The organism is Candidatus Dechloromonas phosphoritropha (assembly GCA_016722705.1).
Classification (GTDB): domain Bacteria; phylum Pseudomonadota; class Gammaproteobacteria; order Burkholderiales; family Rhodocyclaceae; genus Azonexus; species Azonexus phosphoritrophus.
Map to the genome: position 1 here is coordinate 1,478,598 of JADKGN010000004.1, position 26,994 is coordinate 1,505,591.

The following is a 26,994-nucleotide window of genomic DNA, read 5'->3' on the forward strand; positions in this document are numbered from 1 at the left end:
ATGGCGCTCGCCATCGCTCACAGTCGGGGGCTCGATGGCCTGAGTGCGCCACCGGTAACCGTGGAAGTGCATCTAGCCGGCGGCTTGCCGACTTTCACGCTGGTCGGCCTGCCGGATACCGAGGTCAAGGAAGCACGGGACCGCGTGCGCGCCGCCATCGTCAATTCCGGCTTCGACTTCCCGAACAAGCGCATCACCGTCAACCTCGCCCCGGCTGACCTGCCCAAGGAATCGGGCCGCTTCGATCTGCCGATCGCCCTCGGCATTCTGGCCGCCAGCGGCCAGATTCCGACCCTGCCGCTCGCCGAATACGAGTTCGCCGGCGAGCTTTCCCTATCAGGCGAACTGCGCCCGATACGCGGCGCACTGGCCATGGCTCTGCAAATGGCCGACACCGGAAAATCCTTCATCTTGCCCCACGACAGCGCCCGCGAAGCGGCATTGACTGGTTGCGAAAACGTCTTCGCGGCGCGCTCATTGCTCGAAGTGTGCGCTCACTTGAGTGGTCAGACGGCGCTGACCAGGCCGCTTGCGGTCGACCTCGAAAACCAGCCGATTTTTCCTGATCTCAGCGAAGTGCGCGGCCAGAGTCAGGCCAAGCGGGCACTGGAAATTGCCGCCGCCGGCAACCATTCGCTGTTGATGGTCGGCCCGCCGGGTTCCGGGAAATCGATGCTCGCCGCCCGCCTGCCCGGACTGATGCCGGCGCTCGGCCTTGATGCCGCCAAAGCATCGGCCGCCGTGCTGTCGCTGGTCGGCCAGTTCCGCCCCGAGCGTTTCGCCCAGCGCCCCTATCGTGCGCCGCACCATACCGCCTCTGCCGTCGCCCTGGTCGGCGGCGGCAACCCGCCGCGCCCGGGCGAGATTTCGCTGGCTCATCAAGGCGTGATATTCCTCGACGAACTTCCCGAGTTCGACCGCAAGGTGCTGGAGTCCCTGCGCGAGCCGCTCGAATCCGGGCGCATCCACATCGCCCGCGCCGCCCGCCACGCCGAATTCCCGGCCGAGTTCCAGGTGATCGCCGCGATGAATCCTTGTCCTTGCGGATTCAGCGGCCACAGGAACGGAAAATGCCGGTGCACTCCGGACCAGATTGCGCGCTACCGCGGCAAGCTGTCCGGCCCCTTCCTCGACCGGATCGACCTCCTGATCGAAGTTCCCGCCCTACCCGTCGAAGCGCTCGGCGGCAAAGCCGATGGTGAATCATCGGCCACCGTGCGTGAGCGGGTCACGGCGGCGCTGGCCTGCCAGCACGCGCGCCAGCACAAGCCGAATTCGCGCCTCAACCCGGGCGAAGTCGAAACCCTGTGTGCGCCCGACGCGGCCGGTACCAGCCTGCTCAAGCACGCCAGCCAGCGTCTCGATCTCTCGGCGCGCGCCTGGCACCGCATTCTCAAGGTCGCGCGAACCATTGCCGATCTCGCAGGGAGTGCATCGATACACGCCCCGCATGTGGCCGAGGCAATTCAGTATCGGCGCCTGTCCGTTGGCTGAACAGGGGCGCTCCACCCGCGCCATTGCTTTTCTGCTGGCCAGCATGGCGGCGCTCGGCCCGTTCTCGATCGACACCTACTTGCCCTCGTTTCACGACATCGGTCAGAGCCTGAGGGCGACCCCCATCGAGGTCCAGCAGACGCTCTCGGTCTACCTGCTGGCCTTCGCCGTGATGACGCTCTGGCATGGCGCGCTGTCCGACCGCTTCGGCCGGCGCCGCGTCATCCTCGTTGCGCTTGCGCTGTTCGGCGCCGCCTCGGTAGGCTGCGCCTTTGCGACCTCGATCGAGCAGCTCTGGTTGTGGCGTGGGCTGCAGGGAATGACCGCCGGCGCCGGCATGGTGGTCTCACGCGCCATCGTCCGCGATCTGTTCGATGGCCCGCCGGCGCAACGCCTGATAGCGCAGATCACGATGATGTTCGCGCTGGCCCCGGCGATCGCGCCGGTGATCGGCGGCTGGTTGCAGACATGGTTCGGCTGGCGTTCGGTTTTTGCCTTTCTGGTGCTGTCGACCGCAACACTCTGGATCGCCTGCTGGAAGCTCCTGCCCGAGACATTGCCGCTAGAGAGGCGTCAGTCACTCCACCCGGCCTACCTCGGCAAAGCGTATTGGAGCGTGCTGACCTCGCCGCCGTTCCTGTTCGCCAGCGGCGCGCTGTCGCTGAATTTCGTCGGATTCTTTGTCTACGTACTGTCGGCGCCGGTGTTTCTGATGAACCACCTCGGCGTCTCGGAGACCAGTTTCCTCTGGCTCTTTGGCCCGGCCATGGGTGGGTTGATGCTGGGTTCATGGCTGGCGGGACGCTTCGCCGGAAGGCGCTCGCCTGGGGCGACGGTGAAGCTGGGATATGCTGTCATGGCCGTTGCCGCGTTGATCAATGTCGTCCTGAATCTGATCTTGCCGCCCAGCCTGCCGTGGATCGTCTTACCTTTGTTCCTGTACACGCTGGGCATGTCACTGGCCATGCCCAACTTGACGCTGTTCGCCCTCGACCCATTCCCCGACAACCGGGGGATGGCCGCTTCGTGTCAAACATTCATGCAGTCTGGATTCAACAGCGTTGTCGCGGCAGCCGTCGCGCCAGCGGTCTGGGGGTCGACGCTGAGCCTGGCGCTCGCCATGGCCGGTTTCCTCGTTCTCGGATCCTTGGCTGCCCTGCTCTACCTGCGCTCAATTCTGCTGCCAGGGTAGCCCGTGAAAGCGCCAGCCGCCGAGCGTCCCGCGATGATAGTTATCGTCGAGCGAGCCTTCGAATCCTTCGGCGACATTGATCACGTTGATGAAACCAGCGGCTTCGAGTGCCTCCCCGGCATCGCGTGAGCGGATTCCGCTGCGGCAGATGAGCAAGACCGGTCGCGACATGTCCCCTTCGACAAGATGCTTGACCTTGTCCGCGAAATGCGGATCGATCTCCCAGTCCGGCGACTCCTGCCAGGCGATGTGTTCGGCGCCTTTCGGATGGCCGACATACATGTACTCGATCTCGGTGCGGCAATCGACCAGCAAGGCCTCGGGATTTGCTTGCAGGAAATTATGGGCGGCAACCGGATCAAGGTTCTGCATTGGGGTTTCCATTGAATTTGAAGTCGCCGATATTATGAAGCCGGCGCAGGAACAGGATAAACTGGTCACATGAAGAAGACCAACTGGGTTGCGGCCGCGCTCGCGGCGATTGCAGGCGCCATTCTGCCAGCATGTGACATCGTCGTGCTGCCGGAGATCAAGCCGGGCATCACCACGGGTGTCGAGGTGCGCGCAAAAATGGGCAATCCGGGCTTCGAATTCCGAAACAATGACGGCACCGTGACTTGGGAATATACCCGGCAGCCGGCAGGCGTTCATTGCTACATGATTACCCTGAGTGCGGATCAGGTCGTCCAGAAACTTGAGCAGGTCCTGAACGATAGCAATTATGCCAAGGCTCGCGAGGGGATGAGCCGCGACCAGGTTCGCCGCCTGCTCGGGAAGCCCGCCAACAAGATGGTCTTCGACAACCTTCACGAGGAAGTCTGGGAATGGCATATCGAAGGCATGCCGCACAACGAGCTGACCTATTTCAATGTCTATTTCGATACCGGAAGCGGTCTGCTCAAGAAGGCCGGCAAGCGCGTTGAGGTCCGGGGCTGATCTCATCTGCTTGATATAATTCGGGGTTATCCCGTTCACGGAAGCCTCGATGCAACCCGACCGCACTTCAGAACTTTCTGCCCTCCTCGCCCAACGCCTGCTCGTCCTCGACGGTGCGATGGGCACGATGATCCAGCGTCACAACCTGCAGGAGGCGGATTATCGCGGCGAGCGGTTCAAGGATCATCCGCACGACCTCAAAGGCAACAACGACCTGCTGGTGCTGACCCGACCGGAGATCATCGGTGGCATCCACCGCGCCTATCTTGAAGCCGGCGCCGACATTTTCGAAACCTGCACCTTCAACTCGACCGCCGTTTCGCAAGCCGATTACAACTTGACCGAGATCGTCTACGAACTGAATTTCGAAGGCGCCAAACTCGCCCGCGAATTGTGCGACGAATTCACCGCCGCCAATCCGGACAAGCCGCGTTTCGTCGCCGGCGTCCTCGGCCCGACCAGCCGCACCGCTTCGATATCGCCGGACGTCAACGACCCCGGTTACCGCAACGTCACTTTCGACGAACTGGTAGCCAACTACACCGAAGCGATCAGCGGTCTGGTCGAGGGCGGCACTGATATCCTGCTCGTCGAAACCATCTTCGACACGCTCAACGCCAAGGCCGCGCTGTTCGCCATCGAAACCTTCTTCGACAATGCCGGGCGGCGCTGGCCGGTAATGGTCTCCGGCACCATCACCGACGCTTCCGGCCGCACGCTGTCCGGGCAGACCGCCGAGGCCTTCTGGAATTCGCTGAACCACATCCAGCCGCTCTCCTTCGGCCTCAACTGCGCGCTCGGCGCCAAGGAATTGCGCCAGTACGTCGAGGAACTGTCGCGCATTTGCGACTGCGCTGTTTCGGCCCACCCCAACGCCGGCCTGCCCAATGCCTTCGGCGGCTATGACGAAACGCCGGAGCAACTGGCCGACGAGATCGAGCGCTGGGCCATTGACGGCATCGTTAATATCGTCGGTGGCTGCTGCGGCACCACGCCCGAGCACATCCAGGTCATTGGCCAGCGGGTTGCTGCGGTCAACCCGCGAAAAGCGCCAAAAATCGAGAAAAAACTGCGCCTGTCCGGGCTGGAAGCGTTCAACGTCGGTGTCGATTCGCTGTACGTCAATGTCGGCGAACGGACCAACGTTACCGGCTCGAAAGCTTTCGCGCGGATGATTCTTGAAGGCCGCTTCGACGATGCGCTGGCCGTCGCCCGGCAGCAGGTCGAAAGCGGCGCGCAGGTCATCGACATCAACATGGACGAGGCGATGCTCGACTCGCTCGCCGCCATGGACAAATTCATCAAACTGATCGCCTCCGAACCGGACATCTCGCGCGTGCCGATCATGATCGACTCGTCAAAATGGGAAGTGATCGAGGCCGGCCTCAAGTGCATCCAGGGCAAGGGCATCGTCAATTCCATCTCGATGAAGGAAGGCGAAGCCAAGTTCATCGAGCAGGCCAGACTCGCCCGCCGCTATGGCGCGGCGGTCATCGTCATGGCCTTCGACGAGAAGGGCCAGGCCGATACTTTCGCCCGCAAGACCGAGATTTCCAAGCGCGCCTATGAACTGCTGTTGAGCATCGGTTTCCCGGCCGAAGACATCATCTTTGACCCGAACATTTTCGCCATCGCCACCGGCATTGCGGAACACGACAACTACGCCGTCGATTTCATCAATTCGGTGCGCTGGATCAAGCAGAACCTGCCACACGCCCACATTTCCGGCGGCGTTTCCAACGTCTCCTTCAGCTTCCGCGGCAATGACGCCGTGCGCGAAGCCATCCACACCGTCTTCCTCTACCACGCCATCAAGGCCGGCATGACAATGGGCATCGTCAATGCCGGCATGCTCGGCATCTACGACGATCTGGAGCCGGTGCTGCGCGACAAGGTCGAAGACGTGGTGCTCAACCGCCACCCGGGCGCCGGCGAGGCACTGGTCGATTTCGCCATCACCGTCAAGGAAGGCAAGGCCAAGGACACCGGGCCGGATCTTTCCTGGCGCGAACAGTCGGTGGAAAAGCGCCTTGAACACGCGCTGATCAAGGGCATTACCGATTTCGTCGTGGCTGACACCGAGGAGGTCCGCGCCCAGCTCGAAGCTGCTGGCAAGCCGCCGCTCTCCGTTATCGAAGGCCCGTTGATGGCGGGCATGAACCATGTCGGCGATCTGTTCGGCGCCGGCAAGATGTTCCTGCCACAGGTCGTCAAATCGGCTCGCGTCATGAAGCAGGCAGTCGCCCACCTGCTGCCTTTCATCGAGGCTGAAAAATCACGCACCGGCCTGGGCAGCAAGGGCAAGATCCTGATGGCCACCGTTAAGGGCGACGTGCACGACATCGGCAAAAATATCGTCGGCGTCGTACTGGGCTGTAACGGCTACGATGTCGTCGACCTCGGGGTCATGGTCAGTTGCGACAACATCCTGAAGGCGGCGCTCGAACATCGGGTGGACATCATCGGCCTGTCCGGCCTGATCACCCCGTCTCTCGAAGAAATGGCGCACGTCGCCAGCGAAATGCAGCGCCTGAACATGAAACAGCCGTTACTGATCGGTGGCGCGACGACCAGCCGCGCCCACACCGCGATCAAGATCGTACCCAAAACCGAAGGCACCGTGGTCTACGTGCCGGATGCCTCGCGCGCTGTTGGCGTCGCCACCAAACTTTTGTCCACCGAGCAGCGCGACGCCTACATGGCCGAAATCGTTGCCGAATACGAAGCCGTCCGCGCCGAACACGCCGGCCGCAAGGGCGCTACGTTGGTCACGCTGGAAGAGGCGCGCGCCAACCGTTTCACGTGGAACGAACACTTCACCCCCACCATTCCGAACGAGCTCGGCCTGCAAGCCATCACCATGAAACTGGAGGACATCGCCCTCTTCATCGACTGGTCGCCTTTCTTCCGGAGCTGGGATCTGGCCGGCCGCTACCCCGCCATTCTGGAAAATGACGTGGTCGGCGAAACCGCCCGCCAGTTGTTCGCCGATGCCAAGGCCATGCTGTCCAAAATCGTTGGAGAAAAGTGGTTGACTGCAAGAGCCGTCTTCGGCCTCTACCCGGCGCGCGGCGATAATGAAGACATCATCATCTATAGCGACGAAAGCCGGACCACCGAACTGACGCGCTGGGTCGGCTTGCGCCAGCAGCACAAGCAGCCGAAAGGCCGCTTCAACGTGGGACTGGCCGACTATGTCGGCGAACGCGACTACGCCGGTGCCTTCGCCGTCACCGCCGGCCTCGGCATCGAGGCCCGGGTCGCCGAGTTCGAGGCGACCCACGACGACTACTCGGCAATCATGCTCAAGTCACTGGCCGATCGCCTTGCCGAAGCCGCTGCCGAGTGGTTGCACCTTCAGGTGCGCACCAAGTACTGGGGATATGCCGAAGAGGAAGCGCTCACTAACGACGCCCTGATTTCGGAAAAATACACCGGCATCCGCCCTGCCCCCGGTTACGCGGCCTGCCCCGATCACACTGCCAAGCGCGAACTGTTCGCCCTGCTCGACGCCCCGGCCAATGCCGGCATGGAGCTGACCGAATCCTGTGCGATGATGCCGGCGGCGGCCGTTTCCGGCTTTTATATCGGTCACCCGGCCGCTACCTACTTCGCCATTCCGAAGATCGGCCGCGACCAGGTGGAAGACTGGGCGAAGCGCAAGAGCATGTCGGTCAAGGAGGCGGAATACTGGCTCGCACCGCTGTTGTAATCGTTCACAAGGACGTCGAGCTCCTGACCTTCAACACGCTGGCCCTCCCAGGTTCGGCGGCGCTCTTTGCTCGTGTCGAGGAGGCCGGACAACTTGCCGACCCAATACTTGCCCAAACCCCGCACTTCATCCTCGGCGGCGGCAGCAACCTGGTGCTGACCGGCGACTTCGACGGGCTGGTACTGCATATGGCCATTCCCGGAAAACGGCTGGTGAAGGAGGATAGCGAAGCCTTCTACATCGAAGCCGGCGCCGGTGAGAACTGGCATGATTTCGTGCAATGGTCGCTGGCGCAGGGCTGGCCGGGGCTGGAGAACCTGTCGCTGATTCCCGGCACGGTCGGCGCCGCGCCGATCCAGAATATTGGCGCTTATGGGCTGGAAGTGGGCCAGATGGTGCACTCGGTCAAGGCCTGGGATTTTGAAAATCGGGCGTTTTTTGCTGTCGACCGTGACAATTGCCACTTCGCCTACCGGGATAGCGTGTTCAAGCAACGCGGTTGGCATCTGGATGGGCGCGTGGCGATTACCTCGGTCATTTTTCGCCTGCCCAAAGTCTGGCAGCCGAACACGCGTTATGCCGATGTGGCGCAGGAACTGGCTGCCCAAATCATCGAATCACCGGCCCCCAAGGACATAGCCGCCGCCATCATCGCCGTACGCCAGCGCAAGCTGCCCGATCCGACCCGGATTCCAAACGCGGGCAGTTTCTTTCACAACCCGGTGGTCGACCGTGCTATCGCCGACAAACTCGGTACCGCGCACCCTCGCCTGCCACGCTACCCGCAACCCGATGGCCGGGTCAAGCTGGCAGCCGGCTGGCTGATCGAACAGGCCGGCTGGAAAGGCAGGAACCTCGGCCCGGTCGGCATGTATGAAAAGCAGGCGCTGGTGCTGGTCAATCGCGGTAGTGCAAATGGCGCCGATGTGCGCCGGACGATGGCGGCGGTTCAGACCGATGTCCGTGCCCGCTTCGGCATCGACCTTAGTCCGGAGCCGATTTTCCTCTGACCGCCAGACAGCCGGCGATGCCGGTTGCCAGCGCATCGGCCATGCGTATCTGGCGCTCGCCATCGAGTAGTTCGAGTTCTTCTTCGCGATGCTTGATGACGCCGGCCTCGAATAGTACGGCAGGAAATGTTGATTTGTGCAGAACCACCAGATTGTCGTAATACCAGACACCGTTTTCGGCATCAGCCGGCTGGTGCTTGCGGCCATGCCACGGCGTCGGCTCGAGTCCGGCGCGGCGCAGCGTGGCGCCCATCGCCGAAGCGCAGCGCAGACTGGCTACAAGGTCCGGGTTGCGGCGCGAAACGAATATTCCGAAACCGCGCTTGAGCGTCGTGTAGCTCGTTTCGCTACCGTCCCAGTCCCATTCTTGCAGGTACTCGGCAGCGATCGAATCATGATGAATCGACACGAAGAAATCACTGCCGCGCGCCTGTTCCGGTCGCTCGGCGAGACTGCCGATGGTGCCGGACGCATTAATTTCACGCACTGCGAAACCGCGTACCTGCAAAGCTAATACCAGTTGTGCCGCCAGTTGCCGATTAAAGTCAAACTCGCTGCGCCCACGCGCGCTGGTCGCCCCCGGTACGGCCAGCGTATGGCCGACATCGACTGCTACTCGCGGCGCGCCAGCAATCGTCGCGGTCGACAGCAAAAAGCCGGCAAATCCGCCCATGAGATAACGCATCACCAGCCTACGCAACAGGCGGGTCCACGCAATTGAACAGCGAGAACAAGCGTGAATCAGAAATCCGCCGCAGCTTCCCACAGGATATTGGCCTGCGGCCCGCCCTTGGCAGTGCGCTCCAGCATGTCGATCAGCGGCCAGGCACGAGGACCGAGCGCAACGCCCTGCTCCGCGCCTTCATCGTCAACTTCCGGCTTGTTGTCGCTCGCTTCGCCGCGCGCGACGGCTTCGCGCAGAAGGGTCGCCGCCGGCAACATTTCATCACGCGTAAAGGTGCCGCGCCGGCCGGTTTCCTTGCCGGCAGCACGCAACAGCGTCCCGGCCATTTCGGCGAACATCATAAGCTCGCCGGTTTCACTTGATACGAATTTGACCAACATCTGAATAACTCCTCGAATGTGTTCCTCACGGCGGTTGTCAGACCGCCCGCGCTTCATGCAGAATAGCCACCGGGGGTACAACTTGACATGACGACACATATTACAGCCAATCCACTGGAGACAGGGAGCGACGAACTCGAGCGCTATGCGCTCGAGGAGTGCTACAGGCGACAGCGGACCGGCTACAGCCCCTCGGTTCTTGTCATTCCGGTGGACAGTTGCGAAATGGTGATCAAGTTTGCCCGGTGCGGCGCCTGCGTTGTCGCCTGCGACTCGGCATCGAGAATGCCGGACTTTGAACACTTCGTCCTGACGAGCGGATTCCGCAAGCAGATCGAGTTTTCAACCGGCAACTTGACCGCCCTGCCGGAAGGTTCGGCCGGTGAGCCTTTCGATATCATCGTCGTGCCGCACGGTCTCTGCGGCCTGCCTTACGCGGAGGCAGCCAAGGTTGTGCGCCAGCTTCTGCTCAAGTTACGCATCGGCGGCAAGCTCTTCGTTTCGATTTTGGGTCTGCATTCGGAGCTAGGCAGCGACTACACCGATTTCGATCTGCGCGTCGAACAACGCTATGCCCCGCTCGCCCCGGCCATTGCTGAAAGGTATGGAATTGAAGGTGCGGTGTGTCTTTACAGCGAGCGCAACCTCTTCATGCTGTTGCTGGAAGCGGGTGCCAGCGTTCTCCGCACGATGACCACCACCCACGGCAATGTGAAAGGTGTGGCGGTCCGCGTGTGAACCGACTGCGCATCGGCATCGACCTTGGTGGCACGAAGATCGAGATCATTGCGCTGAGCGGCAACGGTGTGGAATTGCTGCGGCGCCGCGTTGCCACCCCGCAAGGAGACTACTCTGCGACGTTGCAGGCTGTCGCCACGCTGGTCGACGCGGTCGAGAATGAACTCGGCCAGCGCGGGACTGTGGGTATCGGCATTCCGGGGGCAGAATCCCTTGGCGATGGGCGGATCAAGAACGCCAACTCGACCTGGCTGAACGGCCGGCGGCTGCGCCTCGACCTCGAAGCCGTTCTGGGACGCGAGGTGCGCCTGGCCAACGATGCCAACTGCTTTGCGCTTTCCGAAGCCAGTGACGGCGCCGGCCGGGGTGCCGAAGTCGTGTTCGGTGTCATCCTCGGTACCGGCGTCGGCGGCGGCATCGTCGTTGGCGGCGATGTCCTGAGCGGCGCCAATGCCATCGCCGGTGAATGGGGTCACAACCCTCTACCGCTGCCTGGTCTCGACGATCTCCCGTTGCCCGCCTGCTATTGCGGCCGCGTCGGCTGTATCGAAACCTACCTGAGCGGCCCGGGACTATGGCGTGACCACAGCGCACACGGCGGAGAATTTCTAATGCCACCGGAAATCGCAAATCGTGCGCAAGCTGGAGATGCCGCCTGCGAGGCTACGCTACGCCGCTACGAAGCACGCCTCGGCCGGGCGCTGGCCGGGATCATCAACATCCTCGATCCACAGGTCATCGTCCTGGGCGGCGGCTTGTCGAATCTGGAACGGCTTTATCGCAACCTGCCAGCCTGTTGCGGTCCACACGTTTTTTCCGATGTTTTTTGCACACGCTTCGTGCCGCCGGCACATGGCGACTCGTCGGGAGTGCGTGGCGCCGCGTGGCTGTGGAATTGAGGGCAGAATTTCAACCTTGAGCAATGTTTCCCTCTTCATCGGTAGGATCACCGCGCTGCCCGACAGCGGACGCCCGACAGGTATTTTTAAAAACCGGGTCACCACCAGCGTATTCCTCGCCAGCACCGGCTTCCTAGGCGACGAGCAGGCGGACCGCAGCGTTCATGGCGGCCCTGAGAAGGCGGTCCATCTCTACCCGGCCAATCACTACGCACGCCTGGCCCGGGCTTTCCCGGAAATTGCTGGCCTTTTCGTGCCGGGCAGCCTTGGCGAGAACATTTCCAGCCCACATCTCGACGAATCGCAGGTGCGGATCGGCGATGTGTTTCAGCTCGGCGAAGCCCGAATCCAGGTTTGCCAGCCACGCACCCCGTGCTGGAAAATCGATGCCCGCTTCGGCGAAGCCGGGATCGTAGTCTTCATTGCCGAACACCGGCTGACCGGCTGGTATTTCCGTGTGTTGCAGCCGGGCAATGTCAGTCCCGACGATGCGCTGGAAGTCGCCGTCGCCGCTGCTGGTGCGCCCAGTCTCGCCGCATCGATGGATCTCTGGCACGCGCACCGGCCAACCGCGCAAGCCTTGCGTGGACTGGCGGCACTCCCCGGGATCGCTTCGAACTGGCAACGCAAGATCATCCAGCGCGCCATCTGGCTGGAAAATAATCCCGATCAGCCGGCGCCCAAACCGACCACGTTCCACGTGAAACCGCCAGGCGATTGATCGGCTGCTCAGAACTCCAGCGGGTCTACCTCGAGGTGCCAGCGCAATTTCGCCGGAGCCCTGATCGCTTCGATGGCTTCCCGCCAGCGCGGCAGGAAGGCCTGAAGCGCCGGGCGCGAGTGTGACTCGGCGAGCAACTGGCCGCGCTCGAAATTGGCCAGCCGCGAGAGCTTCATGGGTACCGGATCGTAAAGGACAACGCTGCCGTGATCACGGACGACCGGCAAGGCGCAGGCGGTGGTCAGGAAGGCGAGGGCTGCCGCCATCTCCGTAGCCTCGGCACGCAGCACGGCCTGGAAGGCATAAGGCGGGAAGCCCGCCTGCTCCCGTTCTCGAAGCAGCGAAGTGGCAAAGCCCGGGTAGTCATGAGTGGCCAGCGCCGCATACAGCGGATGATCAGGGTATTGGGTCTGGATCAGCACCTCACCCTCGAGGTCGGCACGCCCTGCCCGTCCCGACACCTGCATCAATTGGGCAAACAGGCGTTCGGGTGCCCGCCAGTCGGCAGCGAACAGCGCGGCGTCGGCACCAAGAACGCCGACCAGGGTCAGTTTTGGGAAGTCATGGCCCTTGGCCAGCATTTGCGTACCAACCAGAATGTCCGCATCCCCGCCGTGAATGCGCTCAAGCACCATCTCCCATTGCTTCCGGCTTTTGACCGAGTCGCGGTCCACGCGCGCGATGCGCGCGTCCGGAAAAAGCTCCTTCAGCGAGACTTCGAGCCGCTGCGTGCCGCGCCCAAACGGATGGATGTCCTGATTACCGCAGGTCGGGCAGGCCTTCGGCACGCGAATCTCGAATCCGCAGTGGTGGCAGCGCAGACAACGGTCGGCCAGGTGCAGCACGAGATTCGCAGCACAACGCTGGCAACGCGAAACCCAGCCGCACGCCGCGCATGCCAGAACCGGTGCATAGCCGCGTCGATTGAGAAATACCAGGCTTTGCTCGCCGCGCTCCAGCCGCGCCTTGATCGCGGCGATCAGCAGTTCGCTGAGTCCATCCCGCAAAACCATCTTTCGGGTGTCGAGAAGGCAGACCACCGGCAGCCTCGCCTCCGGATTGGCCCGCTCACGCAGCGTCAGCAAGCTATAGCGCCGGCTCTGGGCATTGGCCCAGGATTCCAGCGACGGCGTTGCTGATCCCAGAACGACCGGAATGCCATGCTGGCGCGCCCGAAAGACCGCGACATCGCGTGCCGAATAGCGCATCCCGTCCTGCTGTTTGAACGAAACATCATGCTCCTCGTCGACCACGATCAGCCCAAGCCGCGGCATCGGAGTAAATATCGCCAGACGCGTACCGAGAACGATACCTGCTTCGCCGGCAAATGCAGCACGCCAGTTGCGCTCGCGTGCGGCTTCAGCCAGCTCACTGTGCAGGGAAACGACGGTGCTTTCCGGAAAACGCGACCGGACATGCCCCTCCAACTGCGGCGTCAGGTTGATTTCCGGTACGAGCAACAGAACCTGCCTGCCGATCGTTAGCACCCGCTCGATCAGACGAAGATACACTTCGGTCTTGCCACTGCCGGTGACGCCATGCAGCAGGTGCGCGGAAAACCCTGCCTGCGGGTCGATGGCGCCGAGGGCCGCACTCTGCTCCGCGGTCAGGTTCGGGGCTGGCGCAACCAAGGTCGTAGCAGTCTCTGCGTGCCCTTTGCGCCGCTTCGGCGTGGCGACCCGCTTTAGCCCGCCTGGAAGCGCCTGCATGAGCGCCGCGCCGAAGGCAGCCTGATAGTAAGTGCTGGCAAACTCGCAGAGATCCAGTAATTCCTTGGGAAGCGGCGGCAAATCGCGCAGGATCTCACCCGCTACCTTGAGCTGCGCCGGCGGCCAGGCGCTATCGTCGGCAACCTCGGCTATGACGCCGATCCGTTCACCTTTCCCGAACGGCACGCAAACCCGGCACCCGACATCGGCAGGCGATGCCGACGCGGCCAAATAGTCGAACAGGCGATGCAACGGCAGGTCGAGTGCAACACGAAGGACGGGCATGACCGGCTTCTCGGAGTACTTGATGAACCCGTTCGAAAACCGGGACTGTGGACTGGCGCGCTAAAACTGTGGATAACTCTGTGGATTGCTTTCGGATGATCGCGCCAAGTGGCAAAATCTTGGGTACTTTCGTGCTTTGATGAAAAATTTGTCAATTCAACAAATCGCACAAATTCAATAATTTAAAAACCCCAATGCTTGTCAAGCGCTTTCGTCAAGAACTTGCTTGATCTGGTGAAATCTGTGCATAAGTAATGCGTTACATTCGCCGCCGGAGACCACTAGGCGCGCAATGCTCGACTATGGGAATGTACCGCTTCGACCAGCGCGGTTACGCTCTCTGGCGGCGTGAATTGGGATATTCCGTGGCCCAGATTGAAAACGTGACCGGTATTTCCCGGACCAAAGCTGTCGAGCACCTTTTTCGCCTCGGTGGCGACGATATCCGGTGCGGCGAACAGCACGTTGGGATCGAGATTGCCCTGCAGCGTCACCTTGTCGCCAATGCGGCGCCGGGCCTCGCCGATGTCGATGGTCCAGTCGAGGCCGACCGCATCGCAGCCGATGGCGGCGATCTTTTCCAGCCACAGCCCGCCGTTCTTGGTGAACACGATGCTCGGAATGCGTTGGCCGTCCTTTTCCTTCTTCAGTCCAGCGACGATGCGTCGCATGTATTGCAGTGAAAATTCTTCGTAGGCCGCAGCCGACAGCGAACCGCCCCAGGTATCGAAGATCATCACGGCCTGGGCGCCGCTATCGATCTGGGCATTTAGATAGGTCGCCACCGAATCGGCGGTCACCGACAGGATGCGATGGAGCAGATCTGGTCGGTTGTAGAGCATGCCCTTGATGTGGCGGAAATCGCTCGAACCCTGCCCTTCGACCATGTAGCAGGCCAGCGTGTAGGGGCTGCCGGAGAAACCGATCAGCGGCACCGAATTGTCCAGCGCACGACGAATTTCGGAAACGCCATCCATCACGTAGCGCAGATGGTCGTAGGGATCGGGAGCGGTGAGGTCATTGATCTCCCATTCGTCGCGCAACGGCCTCTCGAACCTGGGGCCCTCGCCGTCTTCGAAATACAGTCCGAGTCCCATGGCGTCAGGTACGGTCAGGATGTCGGAGAACAGGATGGCGGCATCGAGATCGTAGCGCGCCAGTGGCTGCAGCGTCACTTCGCAGGCCAGCGACGGCGCCTTGCACAGGTTCAGGAAATTGCCGGCGCGTTTGCGCGTTTCGCAGTATTCCGGCAGATAACGGCCGGCTTGGCGCATCAGCCACAGCGGCGTGTATTCAGTCGGCTCCTTGAGCAGGGCGCGCAGGAAGGTATCGTTCTTGGGTCGGCTCACGGAGGACTCCGCCGGAAAATCGGAAAGACGGAATTATCCGCCTTTCCGGCCTCCCGGTCACTGACGCCAGAAAGCGGGCGTCAGGACGACCAGCAAGGTGAAGATCTCGAGCCGGCCGAGCAGCATGTTAAAAGTGCATACCCAGGTCTGGAAGTCGGTCAGCACCTCGTAGGTCGTCGACGGCCCGACGACGCCGAGCCCCGGTCCCGTATTGTTGATGGTCGCCACTACTGCGGTAAACGATGAGAGGATGTCAAGACCCGAAAAGACCAGGATCAGCGTCATCGATACCACGCTGACCATGTACATGAAAGAAAAAGCGAGCACCGCGAACAGTATCGGCTGCGGCGCGACATGACCGCCGATGCGGACGTTGTAGACCGCGTTCGGGTGCATGGCGCGTATCAATTCACGATAGACCTGCTTGTACAGCAGCAGGGCGCGCATCATCTTGATGCCGCCGCCGGTCGACCCGGCGCTAGTCACGAAACTGCAGAGAAATAACATCCACAGTGGTGCAAACATCGGCCACAGCGCATAGTCCGTATTCGCATAGCCCGTCGTGGTGGCGATCGAGACAAGATTGAACGCCGAGAAGCGCAGCGCGGTGAGAAACTCGGGATAGGTTCCCGCTTCAAAGATGTACGCCGCTACAAGAAGGATGCTCGTCAGGGTGACGACGAGAAACCAAGGGGCCTCGGGATCTTTCAGGTAGGGGCGCAGCGACCGCGCGTGCGCGGCGAGGAACAGCGTGCCGAAGTTCATGCCGGCGATCAGCATGAAGATAATGGCGACCAACTCGATTTCCGGAGAGTCGAAAAACCCGAAGCTGGAATCATGTGTCGAGAAGCCGCCCAGCCCCATCGTCGAGAACGTATGGCAGAAGGCATCGAACCAGGACATGCCCGCCCAGTAGTAGCAAAGGACACAGGCCACCGTAACGATGACATAGACCAGCCAAAGTCCCTTGGCCGTCTCGGCGATACGCGGCGTCAACTTCGAGTCCTTCATCGGCCCCGGCGTTTCCGCCTTGAACATCTGTCGACCACCGATACCGAGTAACGGAAGAATGGCGATCGCCAGAACGATCAGGCCCATGCCGCCGATCCACACCAGAAGATGACGCCACAGATTGATCGACATCGGCAGCGTGTCGAGATTGGAAAGGACCGTCGCACCGGTCGTCGTCAGCCCAGACATTGCCTCGAAATAGCCATCGGTAAAGCTGATGCCAAGCTGGATCATCAAAGGAATGGAAGCAAAGGCGGGCAGCACCGACCACACCAGGACCACCATCAGGAAGCCATCGCGAATACTCAGTTCGCGGGTGCATTTGCGGTAGCGAACCCAGAGGAAGGCACCGAGCAGCATGGTCAGCGCGAAGCCCTCGTCATAGGCGGACTGTGCCCCGTCATCGGTGACATAGGAAAGAATTAGCGGCGCCAGCATGGTGAGCCCGAAAAGCATGATTATCATGCCCAGCGCCCGGAAAACAGCGGCAAAGCGGGTCATCGTCGGCCTCTCAGAAGAAATGGAAGCCGACCTGGAAAAGCTTCTCGACCTTCCTGACCGCCGTCTTTTCGGTGCAGAAGACGATCACATGATCTTCCGGGTTGATTACCGTATCGTGGTGCGGGATTACCACCTCGCCTTTCTGCGTGACCGCGGTCCAGCTTTCGCTCTGGCCGACAGTCACGAACTTGTCGAGGTTGCGCACCAGCGCAGCCACCGTTACTCCCGGCGGCCAGTCGATCTGATCGATCCGCTTGTCGACCACCTTCGAGGTCTTGGCGTCCCCATGCGCGACGATTTCCAGGGCCTCCGCTGCGCCGCGGCGCAGCGAGTGCACCTCGGCGACGTCGCCCTGCCGGACATGGGCCAGCAAGCTGCCGATCGAGACGTGAGCCGGCGAAATCCCGATATCTATCGGTCCACCCTCGATCATCTCGGCGTAGGCGCGACGGTTGATCAGCGCCACAACACGCTTGCAGCCCAGGCGCTTGGCCAGACTCCCCGACATGATGTTATCTTCCTCGTCGTTGGTCACGGCAATGAAGAGGTCCATGTCGGAGATGTTTTCCTGAATCAGCAGATCCTCATCCGTCGCGTCGCCGAGCAAGACCAGTGCCTTGTTCAGCTCACCGGCAACAAGTTCGGCACGTCGCGGGTCATTGTCGATGACCTTGACGTCGTAGCGCTTTTCCAGCGACTTGGCGACGCGCAAGCCGATATTGCCGCCGCCAGCGATCATGATCCGCCTCACCGGGGTAACCATCCGTCGCAACTGACGCAGTACAGGACGGATATGTTCGGCGGCAGCAAGGACGAAAACCTCGTCGTCGACTTCGACTACCGTGCCGCCTTCCGGCACCACGGGCTGATCGCGGCGGAAAATTGCCGCAATCCGGGCGTCCATCTCGAGCGGCAGGAGCTTGCGCAGATCCTTGATCGGCTTGCCGACCAGCGCTCCGCCCTCGATGGCACGCACGGCAACGAGGCTGACTCGCCCGGAGGCAAAGTTGAGAACCTGCAGCGCCTCCGGGAACTCGATTAGGCGCCCGATGTATTCAGTAATAACCTGTTCCGGACACAGCGCGAAGTCCACGGCGAAGTTCGCGGTCGACAGCAGTTCGGCGTCATCCAGAAAGTCGAGGGAACGCAGGCGCGCAAGACGGGTTGGCACGTTGAAAACGGTATGCGCCAGCTTGCAGGCGACAAGATTCGCCTGGTCGCTCTGCGTCACCGCGATCAGCAGGTCGGCATCTTCGGCACCGGCGTTGCGCAGCACCGAGGGTGCCGCCGCGTTGCCTACCACCGTGCGCAGGTCGAGACGATCCTGCAACTGGGCGAGACGCTCGCGGTCGTAATCGACTATTGTAATGTCGTTCTTTTCCGAAACCAGACCTTCGGCAACGCTGGCACCGACCTGGCCCGCGCCAAGAATGATGATTTTCATGATCCCCCCTTATTTCGTTTCTGGAAATTCGCTTGCTTATTCGTCTCCACGCTTGCCGAGCCTGACATCCAGCTGCTTGAGCTTGCGGTAGAGATGGGTTCGCTCGAGTCCCGACCGCTCGGCCAGCTTGGTCATGTTGCCGGCTTCGAGCCGCAAATGGTGTTCAAAATAGAGCTTCTCGAAGGCGTCGCGCGCCTCGCGCAACGGCTGGTCGAGCAGTGGCAGCAAAGACGCCAGTTCCCGACTGCCCTCCTCTTCCTGCGGCGCCACCCGGCTGACATCTTCCGCAGAAATTTCCGCGTCGAGTGCGGTCAGCGCCAGGTTGCGGACCAGGGCAAAAAGCTCGTTCCAGTGCGAATCGGGAACACTGCTCCAGGACACCGTGCGCAAGGCATTGAGCGCGCCAGTCGAAAATCGGCGAGGCTGCACCTCCCTGCGCTCGATAAAGTTGGTCAGCAGCAAACCGGCGATTTCCGGCAATTCGTCGCCATGCCCGACCAACGACGGCATGGCGACCCAGATGTCGCCGAGCCGCGTCAGCAACTTGTTGTCCCAGCCAGCGTCGGCAAGCGCCGCCAGCGGCGTGGCGGTGGCCGCGATCAGCCGCAGATTCATTCTTTCCAGACGGTCGATCGCGAACGCCAGATTCATCTGCTGCATCTTGCCGAGTGCCGCCAGGTCGGGAACGAATAGCGTCCCGCCGCTGACTTTTTCCAGCATTTCCGTGGTCAGGGCGCTGCTCAGCCCCGACAGGTCAAGCCAGGGCGAGCGTGGCGCCTGCAATGTTCGGGCGCAGATTTCCGCCATGCCACCCGTCGCTCCCTTGATCAGTAGCAACTGCGCCTTGGCGGCAGCCTGCTCCAGCCGCCGCCTGAATTCCTTGGCCATCGACGAGCGGGTAAATACATCCAGGGTCAGCGGCGGACGCTGTGACAGGTTGTCATGCTTGATCGCCTTCTGTACGGTCGCCAGCAACTTCTGCAGCGCAATCGGTTTCTCGAGGAAATCGAAGGCGCCGAAGCGGGTAGCCTCGACCGCCGTATCGATCGTTCCGTGTCCGGACATCATCACGACCGGCATGTTGAGATGGCCTGCGGCGTGCCACTCCTTGAGCAACGAAATGCCGTCGGTATCGGGCATCCAGATGTCGAGCAAGACGAGGTCAGGGCGCATCTCGCTACGTATCCGCCGCGCCGCGGTGGCATGCTCGGCCAGGCGGACATCGTATCCCTCGTCGATAAGTATCTCGGAGAGCAGCTCGCGGATGCCGACCTCATCATCAACGACCAGAATGATTGACATACTTGTCCTCCTCCTCGATTACCAAGGGCAGGCGGATGTCGATCCGCGCGCCACCCTCCGGTGCATTGCTAATTTCTATGGTGCCCTGATGTTCATCGACGATCTTCCCGACGATGGGCAGACCCAGTCCGGTACCGCGGGCCTTGGTGGTGACGTAGGGCTCGAAGATGCGCGGCAACAGGTCGAGCGGAAATCCCGGACCGTTGTCCGATATAAGCAGCCGCGCATGGTGGCCGGCGCGCTCGGTGGCGATGCGGACGATTCCACGATCACGTCCCTCAAGAGCATCCTCCGAGTTGCGCAAAAGATTGTGGATGATCTGCCGCAACTGCGTCGAGTCCCCGAGTACCGGGGGCAGATCACCGGCGAAACTGGTTTCAATAGCCGCCAGCGAACTCTCGTAGAGACCCAGCACTTCGCCGATCAGCGCGTTCAGATCGAGGGCGGCAACCTCCGGTAGCGGCAAGCGGGCATAGTCGCGGAAATCGTCGACCATACGCTTCATCGCCTGGACCTGATTGATGATCGTTTGCGTTCCGCGAGCCAGCAGATCCTTGTCGCCATTCATCAGCTTTCCTGCCAGCTTGAACTGAAGCCGTTCGGCGGATAGCTGGATCGGGGTCAGCGGATTCTTGATCTCGTGCGCCAGGCGACGTGCCACCTCGCCCCAGGCGGCACTGCGCTGTGCGGCGACGATGCGCGTCACGTCGTCGAAGACCACCACCTCGCCGCCGCCACTCGCTTCCGGCAGGCGCGAACCGCGCAACAGCAGCATCTGGGGCATCCCATTCGCCCGTTCGAGTTCGACCTGGGTTTGCCATTCAACATCCTTGACCCGGGCGAAGTTGTCGCGAATGAACTTGCCGAATTCATTCTGCCGGGGCCAGTGTGCAATCTCCTCGTCGATCAGGCATGTGAAATCGTCGGCCAGCGTATTGCGTGCACCCTCGTTCACCGTCCGCAGGACGGAATGGCGATCGAAGACCAGAACACCGGCCGATAGATTGGCGAGGATCGATTCCAGGTAGCCGCGTGCCGACTCCAGTTCGGCGCGGTTGCGCTCGGTTTCGCGGCGGGCATCGTCGAGCTGGCGTGTCATGCGATTGAAGGACTGGGTCAGGATGCCTAGTTCGTCACGGCTATACACCGCCTGGCGCGGCGAGAAGTCGCCTTCGGCGACCGCCTGCGTACCCTCGGCGAGAATTGACAGCGGCGCGGACAGGCGGCGCGCCATGACGAACGCCAGCGCAAAGGCACCGAACAGTGCAACAAGTAAGGTCAACGTGAGGGTCAAGGCATAGATCCGCGTCAGCCCTTGGCGTGCAAGCTGCAGTTCCTGATAATCGCGGTACACCCCCTCGACGGCGTCTGCATCATAGGCGAGCGACGGCGGAACGGGCTGGATCACTTGCAGGATCCGCGGCTCCTCGAACACGGTGCGTGCCGCAACCGGCACCAGCACGCGCAGATTGAGGCGTCCGCCCTCGCCGTCGATGGTGGTGACGGCCTGCGTGCTGCGTGCCTGCTTGAGCTGGGTTTGCGTCGGCAGGTCGGGCAAGGGCTCGCTGATCTCGCTACTAGCAGTGGAGAGCAGTTGGCCGCCGACCGAAAACAACGCCGCCGATTGCACCCCCCGCTCCTCACGCAGGCGCAACAGCGCCGAGCGGCGGCCTGATTCCCTGAGATCCGAAAGCTCGTTGGCCATCCCGCGGGCCTTATCGGTCAGATCCGCCAGCAGCGAATCGAGCGCCGAGCGGCCGAGACGGAGGCCCGACTCCAGCGCCTTTTCGACACGGACATCAAACCAGCTCTCGATCGAGCGCGTAACAAACTGCACCGAGACACCATAGACAAGCGCTCCGGGCAACACGGCGATGACCCCGAACATCATCATCAGGCGCAATTTCAGCCGGGCCCCGAATACCTGGGCGCGATAGTCGCGCCACAAGGAGCGTAGCTGCCAGCTGACCAGTCCAACCATGGCGAGCGCGAGGATGACGTTTAAGCCGATTAGCAGCGGATAGTGTCGCGTGAAGATGGCGGTGTCGGCCGCCGTGGACATCAGCAGGAGGAACCAGAGGATAGCGCCCAGCGCTCCTGCCAGGGCCCCGCCTGTAGCTACGAAACGCTTCACCTTGCCTCCACCGGCAAGGTGGCCTGCCAGACAGTCCATTCAGATGCCAGTCTCCAGTCCTTGTTGCCGAGGGCGGAAATCTGGAAGGGGCGTGGCAACTGGTTGATGTCGAGACGCATGCGCAATGCGGCCGTGTAGGTATCTCCGGCCTGGACAACGGGTTTCTCGGCCCGCACCTCGATGACCACCCAGTTGCGCAGGCGCGAGAGGATACGCAACGCCTCCGAAAGGGTATCGAAGGACTGATGGAGGCCGCCTGTCGACAGGCGATACTGGCGCGTCAGCGCGTGGAACGACAGACGATGGGTCTGATTTCGACTGACCACTTTCTCGTCCAGCCAGTACCAGCGCGGTCGCGTCATTTCAAATTCGGTCACGAAGTAGAGGACGACACCTCTGGTCACCGCCTCCTCGAGCCGCTCGTTCAATTCGAAGCTGAAATCCGCGGAGACGACGTAGCCGTCCTCGCTCGCCGCAATCTGCGGATTGGCAATCTCGATCTCGACCGCCAGCACCAGCACCGGCAGCAAAGCCAGAAAAGCGACCAGCCAAGTCCGGAATCGCTCAAGCATGCTTTTCGAGGAGGCAATAGTAGAAGCCATCATGGGCGGCTGCAGGCAGAATCTGTTCCTCGTGGGCGCGACGGGCATCCGGATGGTTGGCAACGAAGCGATTGATCTGCTCGCCGTTCTCCTCGGGGAAAACGGAGCAGGTCACATATAGCAGTTTACCCCCGCGCCGCACGACCCGCCACAGTGAATCGAGAATACGCGACTGGGCAGCCGCGAAGCTCGCGATGTCGGCCTCGCGGCGCAACCATTTGATATCCGGGTTGCGGCGCACGACGCCGCTGGCAGTACAGGCGACATCGGCGAGCACCGCGTCGAAGGAGCGACCATCCCACCATGTGTCGAGTCGCGCACAGTCGGCGGCCTGGAGCGAGGCATGCAGGCCGAGCCGTGAAAGATTCTCGGCGACGCGCCGGCATCGCGAAGACTTCACGTCGAGCGCCAGCAGATCGAGATCGGTCCGCTCCAGTAGATGCGCCGTCTTGCCGCCCGGTGCGGCACAGGCGTCGAGAACACGGCTTCCAGGTAACGGGTCGAGCAAGATCGCCGCCAGTTGCGCCCCAGGATCCTGTATCGAAACCAGACCGGCCGCGAAGCCGGGCAGCCGCTCGACAGGGCGCGGCTTGGCGAGCGCGAGCCCCACTTCGCCAACCGGCGTCGCGACGATCCCATCCGCCGCCAGCCGTTCCAGGTATTCTTCACGCGTAATGCGACGGCGATTGACCCGCAAGGCCATCGGCGGCGGCGCATTGCCGGCGGCAACGATGGCCTGCCAATCCCCGGGCCACGCCTTCTGAAGCCGCGCGAGCCACCAGTCTGGATGCTGCGCCTGCGCCGCGGCATCGGTCGCCAACGCTGCATGCAATGCTTCCTGTTGGCGTAGGAAATTGCGCAGCACGCCATTGACCAGCCCACGAAAACGCCCCTCCGCCATTTCACCGGCTGCCGCAACGGCCTGATCGACAACCATGTGGACCGCGTCTGGCCGTGATTCGAGTCGATAGAGCGCAACCAACAGCAGCGCCCGAATCTCGTCGGCCGCCAGCGGACTGGCAAGAAGTTGGCTCAGGAAGAAGTCACCGCGCCCATAACAGCGCAGGCTGCCATAAACGAGGTCCTGCACCGCCGGGCGAGCGACGGCATCGACGCGCGCGAGCAGTCCGCTGGCGAGGCTCTGCCCCGCGAAGACAGCGGAGTTGACGCGGGCTGCTTGGACGAAAGCGAAGCCCAGAGAGGTGACGGGCAGATCGGACATTGGCGGCAATTATCGCACGCGGCATAATGGCGCGATGCGTCCGTATCTCATCGCCCTGCTTTTCCTGCTTTTTCCGCACTTTGCCCAAGCGTGGAACGCTGCCGGTCATCGGTTGGTGGCGGCTATTGCCTGGCAACAGCTCTCGCCACCCAGCCGCGATTTCGTTACGCTGGCTCTCCGCCGCCACCCGGACCATGAACGCTGGGTCCGCAAGGCGCGTTCAGCCGAGCCCGCGAAGATTTTCTTCGAGGCCGCGACCTGGCCCGATGACATCCGCAACGATCCACGTTTTCACGACGGGCGGGAGGACGACGCCTCCCCACGGCTCCCCGGCTTTCCCGACAGCGCGCGTCACAAGAACTGGCATTATGTCGATGTCGACGATCGGGGAAAGCCCGCAAGGGGAGAGGTGGACCGGCAAATCGACCGTCTCGGTCACCTGTTGCGGTCGACTACGAAAATTGGCGAAATTTCCCATGCTCTCCCCTGGCTAATACATCTGATAGCCGACATCCACCAGCCACTGCACGTCGGCCGCGCCGATGACGAAGGCGGAACCGCGATCAAGATCGAGAACCCGTTCAACAAGCGCCTCCCCTTTACTAACCTGCACATTTACTGGGACGACCTACCCGGCCCGCCCTGGCTACGCGGCCAGCGACTGGAAGAAAAGGCGCAGCGCCTGATCGCCAAATATCCCCCGCCGCGCCAGGGCAAGGTTGCCCTGTGGCGGGAAGAGAGCAACCGCCTGCTGGCTTCGGCTTACCCGGACGCCATTGGCAGCATCCTGCCAATCATCACCGAAGACTTCGACCAACAGGCGCGCGCAATTGCGGAACGGCGCCTGGTCGACGCCGGCTACCGGCTCGGATGGCTGCTCGAGGCGAGCATCAGCGCTCGCGTTTCACGTGAAACGCAATAGAATCACGCCATGAATGGCCTGCACCTGATCGCCGACCTCCTTGACTGCCGCTGCCCGGCCGACTTCCTGTTCGCCGCCCTGCCACTTGAAGCCTTTTGTGTGGCGGCATGCTCGAGAAATGGGCTGACGGTCGTCGGTCGCCTCTTCCACGCTTTCCGTGATTCGGCGGGCAATCCTGCGGGTGTCACCGGCACCGTCGTGCTGGCTGAATCGCACCTGGCGGTCCATACTTGGCCGGAAATCGCCGGCGTAACACTCGACGTCTATGTCTGCAACTTCAGTGCCGACAACAGTAGTCGCGCCCACGCGCTGTTCACCGACATCATCGCAGCCTTCTCCCCGGGACGGCTGGAAACGAAAGAGATCGCGAGGGGCTGCCTGCAGGCGCTCCCCGACCCTAGCGCGCCATCGCCCGCAGGCGTGTAATCCTTTCCTCGGTCGGTGGGTGCGTCGAAAACAGGCTACTGATCCCGCCGCCTGAAAGGGGGTTGAGGATCATCATTTGCGCCGTTTCCGGATGCGCCTCCGCCGGCGCCATCGGAATCCGGCCCTCCGCGTACATCTGAATCTTCGCCAGCGCGTCGGCCAAGGCATGCGGGTCGCCGCTGACTTCCGTGCCGCCGCGGTCGGCTTCGTACTCGCGGGCACGCGAGATTGCCATCTGGATCAGGCCAGCGGCGCCAACAGGGCAACGGCAATGCCGGCCAGCGGGCTGGCGGGACGCCCGTCCTCGCCGCGCCCGCCGAAAAACATCGTGAAATTGGCGAGCGCTGAAATCGTCCCGGCCATGATCGCCGAGACTGTCAAAATCAGAATGTCGCGATGGGCAACGTGCGCCAGTTCATGGGCCATGACGCCGCGCAGCTCGCGCGCCGACAACAGTTGCAGGATGCCGGTCGTCGCCGCGACAGCGGCATGGTCCGGATTGCGGCCTGTGGCGAAGGCATTCGGCTGATCCTCATCGATCAAATAAACCCGTGGCATCGGCAGACCGGCCCGCTGCGCCAGTTCGCGCACCATGCCGTAAAACTGGGGCGCGCTCGTCTCGTCGACTTCCTGGGCGTTGTACATCTTCAACACCATCTTGTCGGAGAACTAGTAGGAGAAGACATTCATCGCGCCGCCGAAAACGAGCGCCAGCAACATGCCCGATTTGCCGCCGATCATGCCGCCTACCACGCCAAACAGCGCCATGATCGCGGCCATCAGCATCGTTGTCTTGACCCAGTTGAACATCGTGAACCCTCCTTGAAGCAAGCGCGTCAGCCGATAGATATTGGTGCCACGGCAATTTTCAAGCCGGCGGATCGAAGCGGTCACCCGCCTTGAGGGGATGTCCGGCCAGAAACTCACGAACTGCCAAGCGCTTGCCTCCCGCCTTCTGCAATTCGCTGATCGCCAATGCACCGCTGCCGCAGGCAACGACAATGCTGTTGCGGTCGACACTCAATATCCGCCCAGTTTCACCCGAACCACCAACCGATATGGCATGCCACAGCTTCACAGCCTGTCCACCGAGGCTGGCCTGGGCCCCGGGAAACGGATTGAAGGCACGGAGTTGGCGATCCACATCCCACGCATTCTTCGACCAGTCGACAAGCGCCTCCGACTTCTCGACCTTGAGTGCGTAGGTCATGCCCTCCGTGGCTTGCGCAGCCGCCGGCAAGGGCAATCCGGCCAGAGCCTCGACCACCAGTCGCGCACCAAGGTTAGCGAGACGGTCGTGCAACGTCCCACACGTGTCGCCAGGTTCGATCGCACAGGCACTCTGTAGCAGAAGCGGCCCGGTATCGAGGCCCGACTCCATCTGCATGATGCAGACACCCGTTTCTCGATCGCCGGCAAGCAGCGCGCGCTGGATTGGCGCCGCCCCGCGCCAGCGCGGCAGCAGCGAGGCATGGATATTGATGCAGCCGAAGCGCGGAGTGTCGAGCACGGCCTGCGGCAAGATGAGACCGTAGGCAGCGACCACCATAACGTCCGGCAGATCGGCGGCGAGCCTCGCCTGCGCCCCAGCCTCCTTCAATGTCAGCGGCTGAAACACCTCGATGCCACGCTCCACGGCCAGCCGCTTGACAGCCGAAGGCCGCAGGCTCATGCCCCGCCCCGCCGGCCGGTCTGGCTGGGTTAGGACCAGGCATACCTCGTGTCCCGCCGCCAGGATTGCCTGCATTGCCAACGCGGAAAAACCGGGGGTCCCGGCGAAGACCACTCTCATGCGGTGATCCGGGCCTGTTTGGCGAGCTTGTTCCTGATGCGTGTCTGCTTCAACTGCGACAGATGATCGACGAAAACCGTTCCATTCAGATGATCCAGCTCATGCTGGATGCAAACAGCGAGCAGGCCTTCGGCAACCAGGGTCTGATGCTGGCCCTCGCCGTCCTGAAAGTGGACGCTCACCCGCTCGGCACGTTCGACCTTTTCATAGATCCCGGGCACCGACAGGCAGCCCTCCTCGCCCTCCTGTTGCCCTTGCAGGTCACTGATGTGCGGATTGATCAGGGCGAGCAGTTCATTCCTTCCTTCCGAAATGTCAATCACGACGATCTGATTGTGAACGTCGACCTGTGTTGCCGCCAAGCCGATGCCCGGGGCCTCGTACATGGTTTCGGCCATGTCGGCGATCAAACGCCGGACAGAATCATCTATGTCGACCACCGGCGCCGCGATCTTCTTCAAGCGCGGATCGGGGAAACGCAAAATGGGTAGTAGAGCCATGGGATATACCGAAAAAAGCTTGCCCGCT

General features: G+C 62.0%; 23 protein-coding genes and 1 pseudogene. 10 read left to right on the forward strand and 14 right to left on the reverse strand.

The features are described 5' to 3' along the window. Together IPP03_12960 and IPP03_12965 are read left to right on the forward strand one after the other, a co-directional pair. Window positions 1–1,494, forward strand: a complete 1,494-nt coding sequence (locus IPP03_12960; GenBank protein ID MBL0353509.1) for a YifB family Mg chelatase-like AAA ATPase — start codon at window positions 1–3, stop codon at window positions 1,492–1,494. Continuing rightward, complete coding sequence (locus IPP03_12965; protein MBL0353510.1) at window positions 1,451–2,686, forward strand: multidrug effflux MFS transporter; 1,236 nt, start codon at window positions 1,451–1,453, stop codon at window positions 2,684–2,686. The genes IPP03_12960 and IPP03_12965 overlap by 44 nt, the downstream gene beginning before the upstream one ends. Here the strand turns inward: IPP03_12965 and IPP03_12970 are convergent. Continuing rightward, window positions 2,666–3,058 (reverse strand): rhodanese-like domain-containing protein, encoded by a 393-nt coding sequence (locus IPP03_12970; GenBank protein MBL0353511.1) that lies wholly within the window; start codon window positions 3,056–3,058, stop codon window positions 2,666–2,668. The two genes, IPP03_12965 and IPP03_12970, sit on opposite strands and share 21 nt — an antisense overlap. A gap of 69 nt (window positions 3,059–3,127) precedes the next feature. Between IPP03_12970 and bamE the strand changes: the two genes are divergently transcribed. The 3 genes from bamE to murB are packed head-to-tail and all read left to right on the forward strand — an operon-like array spanning window position 3,128 to window position 8,344. Continuing rightward, window positions 3,128–3,622, forward strand: a complete 495-nt coding sequence (gene bamE / locus IPP03_12975; GenBank protein MBL0353512.1) for an outer membrane protein assembly factor BamE — start codon at window positions 3,128–3,130, stop codon at window positions 3,620–3,622. A 49-nt stretch (window positions 3,623–3,671) separates the two neighbouring features. After that, a complete protein-coding gene (metH, locus tag IPP03_12980) occupies window positions 3,672–7,334 on the forward strand; it encodes a methionine synthase (protein ID MBL0353513.1) in 3,663 nt (1,220 codons plus the stop codon). Then, entirely contained in the window at window positions 7,310–8,344 is a 1,035-nt protein-coding gene (gene murB / locus IPP03_12985) for a UDP-N-acetylmuramate dehydrogenase (protein ID MBL0353514.1), read from the forward strand. The genes metH and murB overlap by 25 nt, the downstream gene beginning before the upstream one ends. Here murB and IPP03_12990 read toward each other — a convergent pair. Both IPP03_12990 and IPP03_12995 read right to left on the reverse strand, forming a co-directional pair. Continuing rightward, on the reverse strand, window positions 8,319–9,029 hold the full coding sequence (locus tag IPP03_12990; GenBank protein ID MBL0353515.1) for an N-acetylmuramoyl-L-alanine amidase: 711 nt from the start codon (window positions 9,027–9,029) through the stop codon (window positions 8,319–8,321). The genes murB and IPP03_12990 overlap by 26 nt on opposite strands. A gap of 56 nt (window positions 9,030–9,085) precedes the next feature. Further along, complete coding sequence (locus tag IPP03_12995) at window positions 9,086–9,409, reverse strand: DUF1840 domain-containing protein (protein ID MBL0353516.1); 324 nt, start codon at window positions 9,407–9,409, stop codon at window positions 9,086–9,088. An 87-nt stretch (window positions 9,410–9,496) separates the two neighbouring features. Between IPP03_12995 and IPP03_13000 the strand changes: the two genes are divergently transcribed. From IPP03_13000 to IPP03_13010, 3 genes are read left to right on the forward strand one after another with little or no spacing between them, the layout of a single operon-like run. Further along, window positions 9,497–10,147: a class I SAM-dependent methyltransferase gene (locus IPP03_13000; protein ID MBL0353517.1), complete on the forward strand. Its 651-nt coding sequence runs from the start codon at window positions 9,497–9,499 to the stop codon at window positions 10,145–10,147. Window positions 10,148–10,152: 5 nt separating this feature from the next. Beyond that, window positions 10,153–11,046: an ROK family protein gene (locus IPP03_13005; protein ID MBL0353518.1), complete on the forward strand. Its 894-nt coding sequence runs from the start codon at window positions 10,153–10,155 to the stop codon at window positions 11,044–11,046. A gap of 16 nt (window positions 11,047–11,062) precedes the next feature. Further along, window positions 11,063–11,767, forward strand: a complete 705-nt coding sequence (locus tag IPP03_13010) for an MOSC domain-containing protein (GenBank protein ID MBL0353519.1) — start codon at window positions 11,063–11,065, stop codon at window positions 11,765–11,767. A gap of 8 nt (window positions 11,768–11,775) precedes the next feature. On the opposite strand, the gene IPP03_13015 is transcribed toward IPP03_13010, so the two are convergent. From IPP03_13015 to rsmB, 8 genes are all read right to left on the reverse strand, one after another. Next, complete coding sequence (locus tag IPP03_13015; protein ID MBL0353520.1) at window positions 11,776–13,761, reverse strand: primosomal protein N'; 1,986 nt, start codon at window positions 13,759–13,761, stop codon at window positions 11,776–11,778. Between the two features lie 281 nt (window positions 13,762–14,042). Continuing rightward, the gene (locus IPP03_13020; GenBank protein MBL0353521.1) at window positions 14,043–15,110 is read right to left on the reverse strand and encodes a uroporphyrinogen decarboxylase; all 1,068 of its coding nucleotides are present in this window, start codon (window positions 15,108–15,110) and stop codon (window positions 14,043–14,045) included. A 57-nt stretch (window positions 15,111–15,167) separates the two neighbouring features. Beyond that, window positions 15,168–16,622: a TrkH family potassium uptake protein gene (locus IPP03_13025; protein MBL0353522.1), complete on the reverse strand. Its 1,455-nt coding sequence runs from the start codon at window positions 16,620–16,622 to the stop codon at window positions 15,168–15,170. A gap of 10 nt (window positions 16,623–16,632) precedes the next feature. Continuing rightward, entirely contained in the window at window positions 16,633–18,066 is a 1,434-nt protein-coding gene (trkA, locus tag IPP03_13030; GenBank protein ID MBL0353523.1) for a Trk system potassium transporter TrkA, read from the reverse strand. 36 nt (window positions 18,067–18,102) lie between these two features. Beyond that, window positions 18,103–19,368, reverse strand: a complete 1,266-nt coding sequence (locus tag IPP03_13035) for a sigma-54-dependent Fis family transcriptional regulator (protein ID MBL0353524.1) — start codon at window positions 19,366–19,368, stop codon at window positions 18,103–18,105. Next, window positions 19,346–21,541, reverse strand: coding sequence for a HAMP domain-containing protein (locus tag IPP03_13040; GenBank protein MBL0353525.1), 2,196 nt, complete (start codon window positions 21,539–21,541; stop codon window positions 19,346–19,348). The genes IPP03_13035 and IPP03_13040 overlap by 23 nt, the downstream gene beginning before the upstream one ends. Then, window positions 21,499–22,104 carry a DUF4390 domain-containing protein gene (locus tag IPP03_13045; GenBank protein ID MBL0353526.1) on the reverse strand — a complete coding sequence of 202 codons (606 nt, stop codon included), beginning with the start codon at window positions 22,102–22,104 and terminating at the stop codon, window positions 21,499–21,501. Before IPP03_13045 ends, IPP03_13040 begins: the two co-directional genes overlap by 43 nt. Further along, window positions 22,067–23,326, reverse strand: coding sequence for a 16S rRNA (cytosine(967)-C(5))-methyltransferase RsmB (gene rsmB, locus IPP03_13050; protein MBL0353527.1), 1,260 nt, complete (start codon window positions 23,324–23,326; stop codon window positions 22,067–22,069). Before rsmB ends, IPP03_13045 begins: the two co-directional genes overlap by 38 nt. Before the next feature lie 34 nt (window positions 23,327–23,360). On the opposite strand from rsmB, the gene IPP03_13055 reads away from it, so the two are divergent. Both IPP03_13055 and IPP03_13060 read left to right on the forward strand, forming a co-directional pair. Next, window positions 23,361–24,248 (forward strand): S1/P1 nuclease, encoded by an 888-nt coding sequence (locus tag IPP03_13055; protein MBL0353528.1) that lies wholly within the window; start codon window positions 23,361–23,363, stop codon window positions 24,246–24,248. Between the two features lie 9 nt (window positions 24,249–24,257). Continuing rightward, window positions 24,258–24,674, forward strand: a complete 417-nt coding sequence (locus IPP03_13060; protein ID MBL0353529.1) for an S-adenosylmethionine decarboxylase — start codon at window positions 24,258–24,260, stop codon at window positions 24,672–24,674. Here the strand turns inward: IPP03_13060 and htpX are convergent. The 3 genes and pseudogenes from htpX to def all read right to left on the reverse strand — a co-directional run bounded on the left by htpX (window position 24,646) and on the right by def (window position 26,966). Continuing rightward, window positions 24,646–25,484 (reverse strand): annotated as a pseudogene (gene htpX, locus IPP03_13065) (zinc metalloprotease HtpX). The gene IPP03_13060 and the pseudogene htpX sit on opposite strands and share 29 nt — an antisense overlap. Window positions 25,485–25,542: 58 nt before the next feature. Beyond that, window positions 25,543–26,466, reverse strand: a complete 924-nt coding sequence (locus IPP03_13070) for a methionyl-tRNA formyltransferase (protein ID MBL0353530.1) — start codon at window positions 26,464–26,466, stop codon at window positions 25,543–25,545. Next, window positions 26,463–26,966: a peptide deformylase gene (gene def, locus IPP03_13075; GenBank protein ID MBL0353531.1), complete on the reverse strand. Its 504-nt coding sequence runs from the start codon at window positions 26,964–26,966 to the stop codon at window positions 26,463–26,465. The genes IPP03_13070 and def overlap by 4 nt, the downstream gene beginning before the upstream one ends. Window positions 26,967–26,994 lie beyond the last annotated feature (28 nt).